Genomic DNA, 19,222 nt, shown 5'->3' with positions numbered 1-19,222 from the left:
ATGAAAATCAACATCATTAATCACTCAGGACACGCTTTACCTCAATATGAAACTGCTCATGCGGCAGGAATGGACATGCGTGCGTTTGTAGAAACTGAAGTCACGATTAAACCTTTACAGCGTGTTTTGATTCCAACAGGACTGCACATTGAGTTGCCTGTAGGTTTTGAAGCACAAATTCGTCCACGCAGTGGATTGGCTTATAAACATGGCATTAGTATTGTGAATTCGCCGGGAACAATCGATGCGGATTACCGCGGAGAGATTAAAGTGCTGTTGGTAAACCTATCTGATACTGATTTTGTAGTGAATAATGGCGATCGCATCGCACAGATGGTGATTGCAAAACATGAAACCATTTCCTGGGAAGCGGTAGAAGAATTGTCGGATACCGCACGTGGTGCTGGTGGTTACGGCCACACTGGTAAATAAAAAATATAACAACGATGAAGCGAAGGTCTCTTTTACTATCATTACTACTTGCAGGCGCTACTGCTGCGGCACAGCAACCTGTAAATCCAAAATTGGATAGTACTGAAGTGAAGACCCTTTTCTTCGCCGGACTGCGGGAGAAGCTGAATGAAAATTACAGCAAAGCGGGGGAGAGCTTTCAGAAAATCCTGACGCTGGATCCAAATAATGCCGCAGTCTATTATGAAATTGCGAGTCTGAACTACCGCCAGAATAAATTGGCGGAAGCAGAAGCTGCCATCAAGAAATCAGTGGCATTGGAGGCCAATAACCTTTGGTATTGGAAGATGATGGCTGAGCTATATAAGCGCAAAGGGGATATGGATGGACTGATCACTGTTTTTAACGAGCTGATTCGTCTTTCGCCCGATAATGATGCTTTCTATTTTGATAAGGGGAATGCTTATCTATTGCTGGGTAAAACCACAGAAGCCTTCAGAACTTATGATGAGTTAGAAAAGAAATTTGGTGTTTCCAAGGCATTGATCCAGGCCAGACAGCGGATTGACCTGGGCAATAAGAAAACCGCGACCAAGGCAGAAATGGAAAACATGCTTTCGGCAGGAGCTGATGACGTACCCGGAATGCTGGACCTGAGCCAGACAATGGTGGAGAAAGGGCAAATGGAAAATGCAGTCCTCCTGCTTAAAAAAGCAAAAAGCATCAGTCCGGAAAATTATGAAATCGATCTGGCATTAGCCGATTATTACCAAAATATAAAAAGCAGTAAAGAAGCTGGATTAGCGCTAAGAGCAGCTTTCGCCAATCCGGAAATGCCAACCCAAAGAAAAGGCAAAATTATCCTGATGATTGCGGGTACTGCAAAAAACACGACGCAGCTGGAAGAGGCGATTGCCTTAACAAAGTTAGCCTTGGAAAGCTCCGCCAATGATCCCAATATGATGGCACTTTATGGCGATTTGCTATATCAAAAAGAAGATTTATCCGGTGCATTGCAGCAATATCAGCAGGTGCTGAAAGTAAGCGATCAGCTGTATCCAGTCTGGGAGCGTGTACTGACCATTCAAAATAACTTAGGGAAATATAAAGACGCTGCAAAAAGCGGAGAAGAGGCCCTGGCTATTTTTCCGAATCAGGGAATCCTGTATTATTACCTGGCCTTCGCCCTGCATCGCGATCAGCAGAATGGGGAAGCGATGACCAACATTAAGTCCGCTTTGCAGATGGATGGCGATAATCCAGCGCTTCAAGCCCTTATTTTTGCGCTGCAAGGGGAGATCTTCCTCGATGAACAAAAGTTTTCAGAAGCCAATACGGCTTTCGATAAGGCGGTGAAGCTGGCCCCCAAAAATTACCTGCTGTTAAATAATTATGCGTTTTATCTGGCCTTGAGTAATCAGGATCTGGCGAAAGCAGAAGAACTAGTGGCAAAAGCAGCAGCGGCGATGCCTGGGAATACTTCCGTCGCGGATACTTATGCATTGGTGCTGTTGAAACGTGGGAAATATGAAGCCGCGAAACCTTGGGCAGAAATTGCCATTCAGCAAGATGGTGCTGGTAATGGGCTGTATCTGGAGCATTATGGCGACATCCTGTTTTTAACAGGAGCACGCGAGGCGGCATTGGTACAATGGCAGAAAGCAAAAGCTGCAGGAAATGATTCTGCCCACTTAAACCGAAAAATTAATGAGAAGAAATATATTAAATAACTTGGTCTTTTTGGCGATGATTTCGCTGACTGTAGCTTGTAAAACGAAGAAAAAGATCGTGGTTGTGGCCCCCCCGGTAACAGGGGTTGCTCCGGTAAATTCGGAAAAACTAGAAACGTTAAACCTGCTGCAAAGCAAGGATATTTCTTATACTACTTTATCTCTGAAGGGAAAGGCAAAATTGGAGATGAATGGGAACTCCAATAATGTAAGTATTAACATCCGTATCCGTAAGGATGAAGGGATCTGGGTATCTATTACCGGTGCATTCGGGATCGAAGGAGCCAGGGCGTTGATCACTCCAGATAGCATCAAGGTGCTGAATAAACTACAGAGCGTCTATCTGGCGAAGCCTTTCAGCTATGTGCATCGATATACAAACCCACAAGTCACCTATAAATTATTACAGTCGATCTTATCAGGCAATACCATTCCTGAATTCATGACCGAGGATGCGAATTTGACCGATAAAAATGGCGTTTGGGACATCAATGGAGCAGCTGCAGATCTTGCTTATCGCGCCTTGTTCAATACTTTGTTTAAGGTTTCAGAATATGAGTTAAACGATCTGAAATCTGCGAGAGCGATGAAGGTCGTTTACGGGGATTATCAAAATATGAATGGTACGCTCTTTCCTACCGCCCTTCAGATCAATTCTATGGCAGGAAAGCAAAAAATCGCGCTGAATATTGATTTTTCAAAGGTTGAAAGCAATCTTCTGGTGGAGTTTCCGTTTAATGTTCCAGGGAAGTATGAAGTAATAGACTGATTTTTTTTATACTTTTGACGCAATGAAGCTAAATAAACTATTATTCCTCTTCTTATTTTTATTATCCGCCAACTTCGCCGTTGCGCAGAACAGTTCAGAGCTTAAAAGAAAAAAAGAAGCCATACAACGGGAAATAGAACTGCTTCAGAGAAATCTGACGAAGACGGCTAAAAACAAGAAATTGACACAAAGCCAGATCAATGCCTTAAACACGAAAATTAGTTTAATGCAGGAGAAGATTTCGGTCATCAATTCTGAGATTAAGCACCTGGACAATCAGATTCACGAAAACACCAATACAGTCATCAATTTAAAAGGACAGCTGTCGCAGCTTAAAAAAGAGTATGCGGGGATGATTCGTTTTGCACAGCGCAACCAAAATGCGTACGACAAGATGATGTTTGTGTTTGCGGCCAGTGATTTTAATCAGGCCTATAAAAGAATTAAGTACCTGCAGCAATTTGGTCAGTACCGGAAAAAACAAGCCGGATATATCCAGGGGACGCAAAAAGACCTGAACTATAAAATTGTTGTACTCGATAAAAACTTAAAGCAAAAAAGCAGTTTGCTGCATGAGCAGGAAACTGAAAAGGATAAACTGGGCAAGAACAAAAATGAGCAGGCTCAGGTATTGAACAAAATCAGCAAGCAGGAAAAGCAATATAAGCAAGACATTGTAGCCCGTAAAAAACAACAGGCACAGATCGATAGAAACATCCGTGCGGCCATTGCCCGCGAGATTGCGATCGCCAAGAAGAAAGCGGAAGAAGAAGCAAGGGCTGCGGAACGGGCTAGATTAGCGGCCATTGCGGCTGCAGAGCGTGCAAGAGCGGCGGCGGTAGCCAAAGCAAAAGCGGAAAATAAACCGGTTCCTGTTGCCGCCGCTGCTCCGGTAGCGAAGGCAAAAGCTGCCACGGCAAACAGCAGCAACAATTACCTGACGGCAACGCCGGAAGCAGCAAGACTATCTGCGGCTTTTGAAAGTAACAGGGGATCTTTACCCTGGCCGGTAGCTGCCGGAACCACTACGGAGAGTTTTGGTAAACATAAAGAGGGACAAGCCAGCTACGATAATGCTGGTATTACCATCCAAACCGCTGAAGGTGCTGCGGTAAGGGCTGTATTTAACGGAAAAGTTACTAAGGTCGGAAATGCACTCGGCAGGTATTATGTACTGATCAAACACGGACAGTTCTTCACGGTATATCAGAACCTTAAATCGGTTAGTGTAGGCCAGGGAGACGATGTGAGCACGAAACAAAGCATTGGCAGCGTGGCTTCTTCGGGAGATATCCCTGAGCTTCAATTCCAGATCTATAGAGGAACGGTTGCACAGAATCCTGCAGGATGGCTGTCTGCAAAATAGAGGATTGCGCGAGAAATGTTTATATTTGTATATTGATTTAATAAATAGAGCTTAAAATGTATTCAGGAACACTATTGGAATTCTTAAACATGGGCAGCGGTGAGATTATGCTGATCCTGGTTGTGGTTCTTTTGTTATTTGGAGGTAAAAAACTTCCGGAATTGGCAAGAGGCTTGGGAAAAGGAATCCGCGATTTTAAAGATGCCTCAGATGGGGTGAAGAGAGAAATCCATCGCAACATAAATTCCGTAGGTATTGTGGACGACATTAATGACGTGATTAACGACAACAGCCGTCACCATCCAAAAGAAACAAGCCTGGAAGCGCAAATGTATCCTGGCAGCACTACTGCTGCTGTAGAAACTACTCCTGCTGCTTCAGAAGGGATTGACTTAGAAAAAAAGGAAGCAGTAGCAGCAGTCAGCACTGAAAATCCTAAAATAGAAACAGATAAAACACAACTTTAACTAATCATATCATGTTAAACACACCAATATTAGCCGCATTAGGAGGCATGGAAATCGCCGTTATCCTTGTAATTGTTTTATTACTTTTCGGTGGTAAAAAAATTCCAGAACTTATGCGTGGCTTAGGTAAAGGCATTAAAGAATTTAAAGACGGAAAAGACGGGATGGATGATGCTGCTGACAAAGTAGAACAAAACCGCACGAACAAACCACTATAGGTTTTAATCCGATTTTTAAATTTAACCTATTCTTGAAATTTGAAGAAGTATAACTCCTTATCAGAGATACAAACCCTTATTGCTCAAAAAAAACTTAGTTTAATTGAGCTGCTGGATCACTATTTTAAGCAAATAGAAACTCATGAACACCTCAATGCTTTTAATGAGGTGTTTTTTTATTCTGCGGCCGCTCAGGCTAAAGTAGTACAAGAGAAAATAGACCAGGGTACTGCGGGTAAATTGGCAGGAATGGTGATTGGTATTAAAGACAATATTTGTTATAAAGACCACATCGTGACCGCCTCTTCCAAAATGCTGGATGGTTTTGTCTCTCCTTATTCTGCTACCGTAGTAGCGCGACTATTGGCCGAAGATGCCATCATCATCGGAAGACTCAACTGTGATGAGTTTGCCATGGGTGGTTCCAATGAAACTTCTTATTATGGCGTAGTGAAAAACGCGGCAGATACGGCACGTGTTGCCGGAGGCTCTTCAGGAGGCTCGGCAGTAGCGGTACAAGCAGACCTTTGCTTATCAGCATTGGGAACGGATACCGGTGGCTCTGTCAGACAGCCCGCTGCTTTCTGCGGATGTATCGGAATGAAGCCTACTTATGGCCGCATTTCCAGATATGGCGTCATCGCTTATGCTTCTTCCTTTGATCAGGTAGGTACCATTACTTCCTCTATTTCTGACGCTGCCCTATTGCTGGAAATTCTAGCAGGCGCAGATGATAATGACAGCACCGTTTCTAAACAGGAAGTGCCTAATTATACTGCCGGATTATCAGCAGGAGGACCAAAAAAGATTGCGGTATTGAAAGAAACACTGGAAAGTGAAGTCTTAGATCCTGCAATTAAAGCATCCATACTGAGCGCAATCGAGCGTTTTAAAAGTCAAGGACATACGGTATCCTATGTATCTTTTGATTTGCTGGATTACCTGGTTCCTGCTTATTATGTGTTAACCACTGCCGAAGCTTCTTCTAATTTATCCAGATATGATGGGGTTCATTATGGGCACCGCAATATGGACGCGGTGACTTTGAACGACTTGTACAAGACTTCCAGAGCGGAAGGTTTTGGTGAAGAAGTGAAAAAACGCATTCTGATTGGTACATTTGTTTTGAGCGCAGGTTACTATGATGCCTACTATCAAAAAGCACAGCAGGTGAGAAGACTGATCCGCGAGAAAATGGAAGAAATGCTGGTCGACTTTGATGTGGTATTGAGCCCTGTGGCGCCAACGCCTGCGTTCAAAATCGGCGAAAATATGGACGATCCATTGGTGATGTACATGGCAGATATTTTTACTGTACTGGCATCGCTGACAGGAATTCCAGCAATTGCGATTCCTTTGGGCAATAATAATGAAGGATTACCGTTAAGCTTACAGCTTATGGCAAAGCACTTTAAGGAACAGGAACTGTTGTCTCTGTCCCATACATTTTTAACCTAGAACCATGTCACCAAACATTGCCTATGAAAATAAATGTACTTTTTGCATCCTGTATTGTAGCATTAACCAGCTTTTCAGCAGCAGCTCAGCAACCGCAAGGTTCTCTAAATATTATGGATACCCTTGCCTTACCGGTTTTACCAGAAACACCAACTTTTCGCAACCATAACTACGTGTTTAAGGCCCGTCTGGACTCTATCCAGAAAATGGTGCCCCTCAGCTATAATGAACATGTACAAAAGTACATTGACGTGTATAGCGGCAGGAAAGAGATGATGGGGAAAATGATCGGCCTGTCCGAATATTACTTCCCCGTTTTTGAAAAAGCACTGAAATTTTATAATATCCCCGAAGAGATAAAATACCTGCCTGTTATAGAATCTGCGATGAATGCCCATGCGGTATCCAGGGTAGGTGCCACAGGTTTATGGCAGTTCATGTTTGCTACGGCAAAAGATTATGGATTGAACATGGACAATTTTGTGGATGAAAGAAAAGATCCCATTCAGGCCAGTTACGCAGCAGCAGCTTATTTTAAAGATGCTTACCAGGAGCTGGGCGACTGGCTATTGGCCATTGCCGCCTACAACTGCGGAATGGGTAATGTGAAAAGGGCCATCATCAAAGCAGATTCCCACGATTTCTGGGAAATCAGACCTTACCTTCCTTTAGAAACACGTAATTATGTTCCGGCGTTCATCGCCGCTCTTTACGTGATGAAGTGTTCCGGACAGCATCAGATTAAAGCGCAGGCTTCTCCATTCGTAAAAAATACCGATACCATTCATGTGAATCGCTTTGTGTCCTTACCGCAGTTGGCTACGGCACTCAGTATAGAAGAGGATGCACTTTGCAGCTTAAATCCCAGTTATAAGAAGAAGATTGTAAATGGTACGGAATTGGAGCCCAAGCGTATTGTGATTCCTAAGGTCAACATGGGGCAATTTGCGGAAATCTATGAAGTATTGAACAATGCGGAGCTGGATGTGAATCAGAATGTATACCTTGCTTCCAATGATGACCGCCGTTTAAAAAAGAAAATCACGGCAAAACCCACTGCTGCGGTCAGTTACCATAAAGTGACTCCAGGGCAAACCCTCAACGCTATTGCCAATAAATATAATGTAGAAGTCCAGGATTTAAAAGTTTGGAATGGGCTTAAAAGCTCCTCCATTGTACCTGGACAAAAATTAAAAATCCATAATCCGGAACCTACCAAGCGAAAAAAATCCGCTATTCAAGGATAAAGCCTGCCACTCAATACTGATTCCTTTTTTATTTCAGGGCTAATTAAAAGATTGTAACTTTGGCCCTTTATAAATGACTGATTTATGAGTAAAATTAACAGGAAGCAAGATGCTTTGGATTACCACTCGCAAGGGCGACCGGGAAAAATACAAGTTATACCCACGAAACCAACGAACTCTCAAAGAGATCTGGCGCTGGCGTATTCTCCAGGGGTAGCTGAACCTTGTTTAAAAATTGCAGAAAACACTGAAGATGTATATAAATATACCGCTAAAGGAAACCTGGTAGCTGTAATTAGTAATGGTACAGCAGTATTAGGTCTTGGCGATATTGGTCCAGAAGCGGGTAAACCGGTGATGGAAGGTAAAGGTCTTCTTTTTAAGATCTTCGCTGATATTGACGTTTTTGATCTGGAACTGGATACTAAAAACGTTGATGATTTTGTTAAAATCGTAAAAGCACTGGAACCAACTTTTGGTGGGGTGAATTTAGAAGATATTAAAGCACCAGAATGCTTTGAAATTGAGCGTCGCTTGAAAGAGGAGATGAATATCCCTGTGATGCACGACGATCAGCATGGTACCGCCATTATCTCTGCAGCAGCATTAATCAATGCCTGCGAATTGCAGAAAAAGAAAATGGATAAGATCAAGATTGTGGTAAATGGAGCCGGTGCTGCTGCGATTTCCTGTACCCGTCTTTATGTTTCTTTAGGTGCTAAAAAAGAAAACATCGTTATGTGCGACCGTACTGGCGTCATTAGAGCAGACAGAGAAAAATTGGACGACATCAAAGCTGAATTTGCGACTACTAGAGACCTACGTACTTTGGAAGAAGCAATGAAAGATTCTGATGTATTCATCGGTCTTTCTTCTGCTGATTGTGTAACGGTGGAGATGTTGAAATCTATGGCTAAGAATCCTATTGTTTTTGCAATGGCGAATCCTAACCCAGAGATTGCTTACGAACTGGCCATCAGTTCCCGTAAAGATTTAATTATGGCTACAGGACGTTCTGATTATCCGAATCAGGTGAATAACGTACTGGGCTTCCCATATATTTTTAGAGGTGCATTAGATGTTAGGGCAACCAGCATCAATGAGGAAATGAAAATTGCCGCGGTGAAAGCAATTGCTGAACTGGCTAAAAAATCTGTTCCTGAGGCTGTAAACATGGCCTACAATGAGAAAAATATCAAATTTGGTAAAGACTATATCATTCCTAAGCCAGTAGATTTGCGACTGATGACCAATGTTTCTTCGGCAGTAGCCAAAGCAGCAATTGATTCAGGCGTAGCCCGTAAAATCATCACCGATTGGGATGCTTATACGGAAGAATTGAAAACCAGGTTGGGAATGGATGATGCCATCATGCGCGCCATCACCAATAAAGCGAAATCTGATCCGAAACGTGTGGTATTCACCGAAGCGGATAACTATAAAATCCTGAAAGCGGCACAGATCGTTAAGGACGAAAATATTGCCATTCCAATCTTGTTGGGTAAAAGAACGGTTATCGAGCAGATCATCGAAGAAAATGCACTGGAATTAGAAGGTGTAGAGATCATTGATCCAATGTTAGAGCCGGAACGCATGGCAAAATATGCGGATAATCTTTACCAAAAGAGACAAAGAAGAGGGGTAACCTTGTTTGAAGCCAACAAATTCTTACGTGATAGAAATTACTTCGGTGCCTCTATGGTAGAATTCGGTGAAGCAGATGCCATGATCTCTGGTCTGACCAAAAACTATGTGTCTACCATCAAGCCTGCACTACAGGTCATTGGCACCGAGCCAGGTGTAAACCGTGTGGCTGGCATGTACATGATGATGACGAAAAAAGGTCCGGTATTCTTTGGCGATACTACTGTAAATGTAGATCCTACAGTAGAAGAATTAGTGGACATTACTTTGTTACTAGACTCTGCGGTTCGTAAATTCAACATTCAGCCACGTATTGCCCTACTTTCTTACTCCAATTTTGGGTCAAATGAGGGGGTCGTTCCTGAAAAAGTGCGAAAAGCAGTGAAAATTCTTCACGAAAAGCACCCTGAAATTATCGTAGACGGTGAAATGCAAGGAAATTTTGCAATTAACAATGAGTTATTGAAAGATAACTTTCCTTTTAGTAGCTTAGTAGATGCCCCTGCAAATACACTGGTATTCCCTAATTTGGAGTCTGGAAATATCGCCTATAAGCTGTTACAGGAACTAGGTGGAGCAGAAGCAGTAGGTCCTATTCTATTGGGATTGAACAAACCTGTTCACATTGTACAGTTGGGTAGTTCAGTTCGTGAAATTGTGAACATGGTCACTTTAGCTGTTTTAGATGTACAGTCTAAAGAACAAGAAGCCCTGGCTAAAAAGGGTGGTTTATTAAAAAGAATAATTAAGAAATAAGATATGTTTGAATATATTGATGGTAAGCTCACCTTTAAATGCCCCGCTTATATTGTTGTGGAGGCCGGAGGAATTGGTTACCATATCAATATTTCACTAAATACTTATAGCAGTCTGGCAGATGCGGAAAGATGTAAAGTTTACCTCTGGACGCATATAAAGGAAGATGCACATACCTTATATGGATTTGCAGAGGAGGGAGAGCGCAGGCTCTTCCTTCATCTGATTTCCGTTTCTGGAATCGGTCCCAATACCGGTAGAATGATGCTCTCTTCCATTACCCCGATAGAAATTCAAGCTGCTATTGTAAATGGTGATTTACCTTTAATTCAGCGGATCAAAGGGATAGGCACGAAAACGGCTCAGCGCCTCGTGCTGGAATTACAGGATAAATTGAAAAAAGAAGGTACAGGATCATTAATTGCTGCACCGCTTAATAATACTGCTAGAGAAGAAGCTTTATCCGCTTTGATGATGCTTGGTTTTGCAAAACAACCCGCAGAAAAATCAATCGATAATGCAGTGAAAAATGGAGGTTCAGATTTAACAGTAGAACAAATGATAAAAATAGCTTTGAAGAACTTATAGAATTTTACTTTGAAAACCCTATTAACGCTCCTCTTTACCTTATTTCTCTGCTTTGGCGGACAAATAGCTTTTTCGCAGACTCTAAGGCCTCAGGTAAGAAATTCGGATACAACAAAGAATTCCTTCAGTTTGAAGGAAAAGCAACGATTAGGTCTTAGAAACCTCAATAATTCCTTCAAACCACTTCCCGACAATGTGAAACGGGAAGTTGAGTATGATGCGAAAAATAAAAGATACATCATTCGCCAGCTGATTGGCAACCAGCTTTTCTCCGCGCCGCAATACCTGACCATTGAAGAATATCAGCGTTTGGTGAATTCTGAAATGAAGCGCGACAACTGGCGTATGTATTCCAATGAAGAAATTAATGAAGTCAGAAAGAATGGGCTAATTCCTAGCCTGAAAGTCAATAGCAAAGCTTTTGAGAAGATTTTTGGCGGAACAACCATAGATATACAGCCTCGTGGTGAAGCTGAACTGACCTTCCTGGGAAGGATCAATAAAAATGAAAACCCGCTGTTCAATGAGCGTCAGCGCGTACAGGGGAATTTTGATTTTAACCAGCGCATTCAGATGGATGTAATTGGTAATATTGGTACCCGGATGAAGGTCAATATGAACTACAATACCGAAGCACAGTTTGATTTTGAAAATCAGGTGAAGCTGGATTATGTCGGCGGAAAGGATGATATCATCCAAAAAATCGAAGCAGGTAATGTGAGCCTGCCTCTAAGTACTTCATTGATCAACGGTACACAGGCGCTTTTTGGGATAAAAACACAGCTGCAATTCGGGAAACTGAATGTGAGCACGGTTTTCTCTCAGCAGAAATCACAATCGCGGGAAATCCGCATCAATAATGGTGCACAGCAGAATGAATTTAGACTCAGTGCCGATAATTATGAAGCCAATAAACACTATTTCTTAGCGCAGTACTTTAGACAGAATTATAATAAAACCTTAGCTACGCCTCCAACGCTTACTTCAGGGGTGTTGATTACCAGAGTAGAAGTTTGGATTACCAATAAAACAGGAAATACACAAGGCTCCAGAGATGTGATGGCCTTGATGGATTTAGGAGAAAATGCACCCTACAATCAAACTCTTGTTGGCGGTGGATCAGCCCTGCCTTCTGGATTTGACAGTCCGCAGTTTCCAAGACAGTCCAATAATTTATTGTCGGAATTGCCGCCAGATGCCAGGTTAACAAACGCTAATGCGATCATCCCTTTCTTTGCAGGGAGCGGAGGTACAGATAATTATGCCAAGCTAACGTATGCCAGAAAACTGGCGGATAGAGAGTTTACTTTTCATCCGCAGCTGGGCTATATTTCCCTGAATAATGCCCTGAATACCGATGAGGTATTGACGGTAGCTTACCGATATACTTACCGTGGGGTAGAATATCAGGTAGGGGAGTTCTCTACTGACATTTCATTTGACCCGGGAAGTCCAGAGGTCTTGTTTACAAAGATGCTGAAAAATGAAACTTTGAAAACTAAATTGCCGATCTGGAACCTGATGATGAAAAATATCTATTCTATCGGTGGATACCAGATCAGCCCAATGAACTTCAGATTAGATATTTTTCGCATTGATGACAAATTGGGTGTAGAAAAACCGTACATCGAAGAAGGAGAAAAACTGGATGCCAACCGCAGGCCGCTGAAGAACAAACAATGGATTCAGGTGACAGGTTTAGACCGTTTGAATCAGCAGAAAGAACGGAGTCCGGATGGGGTGTTTGATTTTGAATCAGAAAACAAACCTTTTGGAACAAATGACAACATCGCGTTCAATACGCCGATCAATAGTAATAATAACCCGGGAAATACCAATTCCTCGAATACTAATCTGACCAATTTCTCTACCAATACCATCAGTGGTTACATTACCATTGACCCCTTGAATGGAAGAATTATCTTCCCTTTGATCGAGCCTTTTGGTAGGGATCTTGCCGATCAGTTTGAAGCTTCAGAGCTACCATTGATCCAAAAGTACACCTATCCTGCTTTATATGACTCCACAAAAGTCGTGGCGCAGCAGCTGTTCAGTAACCAGAACCGCTATTTCATTAAAGGTGCTTACCAAAGTCAGGTGGCTTCAGAATTTAGCTTAAACTCCATCAATGTTCCGGAAGGGTCGGTAAAGGTGTTTGCAGGTACGATTCCTTTGCAGGAAGGTGTAGATTTTACAGTCGATTATCAGGGTGGAAGGGTGAGAATCCTGAATACAGCCATATTGATTTCTGGGCAGCCGATCAGAATTTCTACAGAAAATAATGAGTTATTTGGTTTACAGCAGCGTTCGTTGTTCGGAACCAGATTTGATTATAAAGTAAACAATAAACTGAATCTTGGGGCGACCTTGATGAACCTGACGGAGAAACCACTGACGCCAAAGGTGAATGTGGGAGAAGAGCCGATTTCCAATACCATTTGGGGTGTGGATCTGAATTATAGCACACCATCCAGATTCTTAACGAAATTAGTGGATAAACTGCCTTTCATCTCTACAAAAGTACCTTCCAGTCTGACGTTTTCAGGAGAGTATGCACAATTGATTCCGGGACACCCGAAAGCCTTGAATTTCGGCGGACAAAAAGGTGGTGTGAGTTATCTGGATGATTTTGAAGCCTCACGTTCCGTGATTGATTTGAAAAGTTCTATGGCCTGGCAGTTGTCGGGAACACCACAGCTTTTCTCTGAATCCAGTAGGATTGACGATTTGAGCTACGGTTTCAACAGGGCTTTAATCGCTTTCTACAACATAGATCCGATATTCTACAATAGAAATGATGCCAGCCTACCGGCAGGTTTGAGAAATAACAAAAATGAATTGTCTAACCATTATGTTCGTCAGATTATCGAGCAGGAAGTGTTTCCTTTTAAAGAAACGGGTACAGGACAGCCATTCGCCCTGCCAACTCTAGATGTGGCTTTTTATCCTACAGTTCGTGGGCCTTACAATTATACGCCTACCGGATTTAACCAGGCTGGTATGTTGAATAACCCACGTTCCCGCTGGGGAGGTTTATTCAGAAGAATTGAAACCAACGACTTTGAAGCTTTGAACATTGAGTTCATTGAGCTTTGGGTAATGGATCCGAATATTTATAAACCGAACAGTTTGGGTGGTGACTTGTATTTCAATTTGGGTAATATCTCGGAAGACATTTTGAAAGACGGAAGAAAGTCTTTGGAGAATGGACTTCCTGCTGATGGTGATCCTTCTAAATATGATGAAACCAATTGGGGAAGGGTACCTAAATTGCAGCCGGTAGTTCAGGCTTTCGACAATGATCCTAATGCCAGAAAAGCACAGGATGTGGGTTTAGACGGATTGGCGAATAAAGACGAGCAGATAAAATTCTCTACTTTGATCAACCAGATTAAAGGACAGTTGAATCCTGATGCAGCCAATACTTTAGAAAATGACCCTTCTTCGGATGATTATAGTTATTTCAGAGGTCCGGATTTAGACCGTGAAAATGCAGGGATTTTAAAACGTTACCAGCGCTATAACGGAACAGAAGGAAACTCTAAAACTGCTGAGCAATCGCGTGCAGAACTGGGTGTTGAAAACTCGGCGTCGACTTCTTTACCAGATGGGGAAGACATCAACAGAGATAACAACATGACGCAATCTGATGAGTACTTCCAATACAAAGTTTCTATGCGTCCGGGCGACCTGATGGTGGGACAAAACTTTGTAACGGATAAAGTGATTTCTCAGGTGAAACTGGCAAACGGAAGTACACAACCTGTAACCTGGTACCAGATCCGTATTCCTTTGGCACAATATCAGGACCGTATTGGTGGAATCCAGGATTTTAAATCTATCCGTTTCATCAGAATGTTTCTTACCAATTTTGCCGATACTACGGTATTGAGATTTGGGAAAATCCAATTGGTGAGGGGTGAATGGAGACAATACAATCCAAATGATGATCCTTCACAAACGATCGTAGATCCTGCTTTAGGAACGATTGCTTCAGATAAGTCGACGATAGAAGTCGCTACCGTAAATATTGAGGAGAATGGTAAACGTACCCCGATTCCTTATGTAATTCCTCCAGGCATCGAAAGAGAGCGTGATTTCAGCAATTACCGTGGTGATACCCGTCAGAATGAGCAGTCGTTATCCGTAACGATCAAAAATCTGAAAGATGGTTATGGCAGGGCCGCCTTTAAAACAGGATTCAACGATTTCAGGTCTTATAAACACCTGGAAATGTACATCCATGCGGAGGCTTTAGGAACGAGTATATTGAAGGATAACGACCTGAGTGCTTTCCTGAGAATCGGTACCGATAATCAGGACAACTACTACGAATATTCACAGCCTTTAAAAGTGACGCTTCCAGGTACCAGTGATCCAAATGCGATCTGGCCGGAGCAAAATAAAATGGACATTACCCTTGAGTTCTTCCAGAAAGCGAAACTAGAAAGAAACAACGCGAAAACCAGTACCGGTGCACCATGGCCGATCAATATTCCTTATATCTATACGGTGGATGGCAAAACCATTACCATCAAAGGACAGCCGGATATGAGTAAGGTAAGGGTATATATGCTGGGGGTTAAAAACCCTTACCGTGCAAATGGTAATGACGATGGAATGCAGAAGAATGCCGTCATCTGGTTTAATGAGCTTCGTTTAACGGAATTCGATGAGCGCGGTGGATGGGCGGCTACTGCTAGGATGAATGCGAAACTGGCGGATTTTGCGGATGTAAATGTATCCGGAAGTAAATCGACCATCGGTTTCGGTTCCTTAGAAACCAGAGTGAGCGAGAGAAACAGAGCGGATAACGTATTTTTTGACATCTCTTCGAGCATGGAACTGGGCAAGTTTTTCCCTAAGAAAACAGGGATCAAGGTGCCGATGTTTGTGAGTTATTCCAGCCAGGTAGCTACTCCTCAATACAACCCTAGTATGCCTGACATTGAGTTGAAAAATGCACTGGATGCGGCTTCAAAACCACAGCGGGATTCTATCCTGAATTATGCACAGGATTATACCACCAGAAGCAGTATCAACTTCACCAACGTGAGAAAAGAAAGAACAGATCCGGAAGCAAAACCTCAGGTTTGGGATATTGAAAACTTCAACGTCAGCTATGCATATACCAAGTATTCGCACCGTGACTTCATCATAGAAAGTAATTTCCAAAAGACCTACAGAGCTTCCCTGGCTTATAACTATGCTGGATTGGCGAAAACGTATGAGCCTTTTAGAAAGATCATCAAGAACAACACACTGGCCATACTGAAGGATTTCAACTTTAGCCTGATGCCTTCTGCGATTAACTTCAGAATAAATGTAGATCGTTTCTATTCTGAAAACAGTTTGAGAAACAATGATCCTATGAATTCTATTCCTGTGAACACCACGTTTAATAAAAACTTCCTGGTGTCCAGGATGTATGGCATTTCATGGAACCTGAGTAAATCTTTAACCATGGACATTGATGCGACCAATTACTCCATCATTGATGAGCCTTTCGGCAGAATCCAGGGATTGAAAAGAGATACTTTATGGCAGAATATGCTGAGGTTGGGTCGTAATACCAATTACAGTCACAACCTGAACTTTACCTATAATTTACCAATCAGTAAGATTCCTGGATTGGATTGGGTGAATGTGGCCACACGTTATGGTACCAATTTTAACTGGCAGACAGAACCGCTTTCTACGTTGAGAGATCCAAATATCAACCTTGGAAATACGATTCAAAACTCCAGAACAATTCAGGTGAATCCTAACTTAAACCTGGCTTCACTATACAATAAATTTGGATTTGTACGCAAAGGAAACGGAGCAGGTGGACAAAATGTTTGGGTAGGTTTATTAACAAGTGTGAAAAATGTAGTGGGTGCTTATACGCAGAGCAAGGGGATTTTCCTACCTGGTTATTTGCCTAAAACGAACTACTTCGGAATTGACCAAGCTACCGGTGCACCGGGCTTAGGCTTCGTATTAGGTAGTCAGCGGGACATCAGAACTGAAGCTTTATTGAAAAGCTGGATCACTACAGACACCCTGCAGTCGCAGCTGTACATCAACACGATGCGGGAAGATTTAAGCTTTACCAGTTTGGTTGAGCCGATCAAAGACTTGTCGATTACACTAACGGCCAATAGAAATCAAACAAAGAATTACTCGACCAATTTCAGATATGACGGAGAATTAAAAGGTTTTGAAAACTTTAGCCCCTTTACAACGGGTGACTATAGCATTTCCTATATCAGTTTAGGTACTGCTTTCTCGGAGAAATCCGGCAGTACGATGTCTAAGCTATTCGTCAACTTCATGAACAATAGGGTGATCATTTCCCAGCGTTTAGGTTTAACAAACACGAACTCCACAGGGGTTAGAAATGGATTGTATGCAGATGGTTATGGCGCAGAATCTCAGGATGTACTGACGGCTGCTTTCCTGTCTGCTTATTCCGGGAAAGATCCAAAAACATCCAGCCTCAGCTCGATGCCTAAGATTCCATTGCCAAACTGGCGTTTGAATTACCGTGGTCTGATCGGGATTCCTTTCCTCGCAGATCGTTTCAGCTCGATTGATTTGAGACACTCTTATCGCTCTATTTACAGCATCAGCAGTTTTAATTCACTATTGAAATACCAGGAAAATAATGGCGGTGTCATCAGTAGAGATTTAAATGATAACTTCCTTCCGGAGTTCCAATATGCACAGGTAACCATTGCAGAACAGTTCTCCCCATTGATCGGAATCGATACACGTTTGAAAAACAACCTGACTGCTAATTTTGAGATTGGAAGATCCAGGATGCTGGGATTAAATATGGCAAACAGCCAGCTGGCCCAATTAACGGAAAGCAACATGGTGTTCGGATTGGGTTATCGTACTACGAAGTTCAGGTTCCCTTTTGGCTTGTTCAAAGGACTTAAAATGGACAACAATACGGACTTTAAACTGGATGTCGCAGTGAGGGATAATAAAACGGTGATTTATCGTGCAAACATTCTGGAGGCAGAAGTTTCTTCCGGGGCGAAAAACGTTACCTTAAGACCAAGTGTGGATTATATCCTGAACCAGCGCTTTAACGTGCGCCTGTTCTACGACTCTAACATCACTAAACCATATACTTCACAGACGTTCAATACCTCATTTAGTAATTTCGGATTTAGTTTGAGAGTTACTCTGAATTAGGCATTGTGATAAATACTTATATTAATTACCTTTGAACCAACAAAAAATTATACACATGAATTTTCCATCAGAATTAAAGTACACTAAAGACCACGAATGGGTTAAAATTGAAGGTAACGAAGCCTATATCGGTATTACTGATTTTGCACAACGTGAATTAGGTGATATTGTATACATCGATATTAATACCGTGGGTGATGAAGTAAGTAAAGACGATGTTTTCGGTACAGTGGAAGCTGTTAAGACTGTTTCTGATTTGTTTATGCCAGTAACTGCTACAGTAACTGAAACTAATCCTGAATTGAATGACAACCCGGAATTGGTAAATTCTGACCCTTATGGAAAAGGATGGATGGTTAAAGTAACACTTTCTGACGCTGCTGAAGTTGCAGGTTTATTAGACGCAGATGCTTATAAAGCTCTTGTAGGAGCTTAATTAATGAATACTAAAGCATTAAAATATCAGATCTGGGCCATTCTATGGACCGTTGTGATTTTAGTCCTTTGTAATATGAAAATGCCTGACACTTCTGGGTCAGGCATTTTTTTTGAAGGATTTGATAAGTTGGTACACCTGGGATTTTTCTTTGTACTGACGATTCTTCTATTCTATGGCAGGATCAATTACCAGCACAGCTACAGCTTCCGTTCCCTAACGATTTTTAAAGTGATCCTGATTACCGCAGGTATCGGAGCAGGAATTGAATTTCTGCAATGGAAGGTGTTTACTTACAGATCTGCAGAATGGTGGGATTTTGGCTGTGATATGATCGGTGTGTTTATGGGCGTATTCAGTTTTGTTCTTTTGCATAAATCGGATTATCATAAATCTCTTCATCATGAAAAAAATAAAATTTAGTCTATTGCTGTTATTTGTTGCTGCAGCGGTCAGTAGCTGCAGTATTTTTAAGCCAGGATGCAAATGCCCTCCGGTGAGTTACAACAGCTATCCAAACGAAATAACACTTGCGGGTATCTAAATAGTTACCCTACTGTGACCTTAGGATTATTTAATTGCGCGTAATATCCTGTTAAACCTGATTACAAGCAGGTTGATTCCCGTTCCGGTATTTGGAATTATTATAAATTAAGGCTAAATTGCGCCAGGTTCAGGAAAGGAAATCATGCCCGATCCGAACATAAATAATCTATAGAAAGATGAAGCTATCACAATTGAATCCAGGAGAAAGAGGTACTATAGTTGAGTTCACAGATCTTGAAATGTCTGTAAAACTAATGGAGATGGGCTGCTTGCCAGGGGAGGTTGTTGAGGTAGAAAGATTTGCTCCACTTGGTGATCCAATCGCTATCCGTGTGGCCGGCTATCAACTTTGTTTGCGTAAGAACGAAGCATCTGTTATCATAATTCAGTAATACTAT

14 protein-coding genes are annotated in these 19,222 nt (G+C 42.1%); all 14 read left to right on the top strand.

The genetic code is table 11. The annotated features are described in order from the left end of the window. The 14 genes from dut (at position 1) to H9X96_RS10055 (ending at position 19,216) form a co-directional block, all read left to right on the top strand. Positions 1-432: a dUTP diphosphatase gene (dut, locus tag H9X96_RS10120; protein WP_187666157.1), complete on the top strand. Its 432-nt coding sequence runs from the start codon at positions 1-3 to the stop codon at positions 430-432. 14 nt (positions 433-446) lie between these two features. After that, positions 447-2,141: a tetratricopeptide repeat protein gene (locus H9X96_RS10115; protein ID WP_187666156.1), complete on the top strand. Its 1,695-nt coding sequence runs from the start codon at positions 447-449 to the stop codon at positions 2,139-2,141. Next, complete coding sequence (locus H9X96_RS10110; protein WP_187666155.1) at positions 2,119-2,910, top strand: DUF4292 domain-containing protein; 792 nt, start codon at positions 2,119-2,121, stop codon at positions 2,908-2,910. The genes H9X96_RS10115 and H9X96_RS10110 overlap by 23 nt, the downstream gene beginning before the upstream one ends. A 22-nt stretch (positions 2,911-2,932) precedes the next feature. Then, entirely contained in the window at positions 2,933-4,276 is a 1,344-nt protein-coding gene (locus H9X96_RS10105; protein WP_187666154.1) for a murein hydrolase activator EnvC, read from the top strand. 56 nt (positions 4,277-4,332) lie between these two features. Then, the gene (tatA, locus tag H9X96_RS10100) at positions 4,333-4,743 is read left to right on the top strand and encodes a twin-arginine translocase TatA/TatE family subunit (RefSeq protein WP_187666153.1); all 411 of its coding nucleotides are present in this window, start codon (positions 4,333-4,335) and stop codon (positions 4,741-4,743) included. An 11-nt stretch (positions 4,744-4,754) separates the two neighbouring features. Next, on the top strand, positions 4,755-4,961 hold the full coding sequence (locus H9X96_RS10095) for a twin-arginine translocase TatA/TatE family subunit (protein WP_182958011.1): 207 nt from the start codon (positions 4,755-4,757) through the stop codon (positions 4,959-4,961). Positions 4,962-5,000: 39 nt separating this feature from the next. Beyond that, a complete protein-coding gene (gatA, locus tag H9X96_RS10090; protein WP_187666152.1) occupies positions 5,001-6,419 on the top strand; it encodes an Asp-tRNA(Asn)/Glu-tRNA(Gln) amidotransferase subunit GatA in 1,419 nt (472 codons plus the stop codon). 23 nt (positions 6,420-6,442) lie between these two features. Beyond that, positions 6,443-7,666 (top strand): lytic transglycosylase domain-containing protein, encoded by a 1,224-nt coding sequence (locus H9X96_RS10085; protein ID WP_187666151.1) that lies wholly within the window; start codon positions 6,443-6,445, stop codon positions 7,664-7,666. An 84-nt stretch (positions 7,667-7,750) separates the two neighbouring features. Next, positions 7,751-10,066, top strand: a complete 2,316-nt coding sequence (locus H9X96_RS10080; protein ID WP_187666150.1) for an NADP-dependent malic enzyme — start codon at positions 7,751-7,753, stop codon at positions 10,064-10,066. A gap of 3 nt (positions 10,067-10,069) precedes the next feature. Further along, positions 10,070-10,654: a Holliday junction branch migration protein RuvA gene (gene ruvA / locus H9X96_RS10075; protein ID WP_187666149.1), complete on the top strand. Its 585-nt coding sequence runs from the start codon at positions 10,070-10,072 to the stop codon at positions 10,652-10,654. Between the two features lie 9 nt (positions 10,655-10,663). Continuing rightward, complete coding sequence (gene sprA / locus H9X96_RS10070) at positions 10,664-17,842, top strand: cell surface protein SprA (protein WP_187666148.1); 7,179 nt, start codon at positions 10,664-10,666, stop codon at positions 17,840-17,842. Positions 17,843-17,897: 55 nt separating this feature from the next. Continuing rightward, positions 17,898-18,278, top strand: a complete 381-nt coding sequence (gene gcvH, locus H9X96_RS10065) for a glycine cleavage system protein GcvH (protein ID WP_062546707.1) — start codon at positions 17,898-17,900, stop codon at positions 18,276-18,278. Between the two features lie 3 nt (positions 18,279-18,281). Next, on the top strand, positions 18,282-18,701 hold the full coding sequence (locus H9X96_RS10060) for a VanZ family protein (RefSeq protein WP_255431075.1): 420 nt from the start codon (positions 18,282-18,284) through the stop codon (positions 18,699-18,701). A gap of 299 nt (positions 18,702-19,000) precedes the next feature. Then, positions 19,001-19,216 (top strand): FeoA family protein, encoded by a 216-nt coding sequence (locus H9X96_RS10055; RefSeq protein ID WP_062546709.1) that lies wholly within the window; start codon positions 19,001-19,003, stop codon positions 19,214-19,216. Positions 19,217-19,222 lie beyond the last annotated feature (6 nt).

It is taken from the genome of Pedobacter sp. N36a, from assembly GCF_014472395.1.
In the GTDB taxonomy this organism is placed as follows: Bacteria; Bacteroidota; Bacteroidia; order Sphingobacteriales; family Sphingobacteriaceae; genus Pedobacter.
Note: the sequence above shows the minus strand (reverse complement) of the source record. Positions and strands in the feature narration are given on the sequence as shown.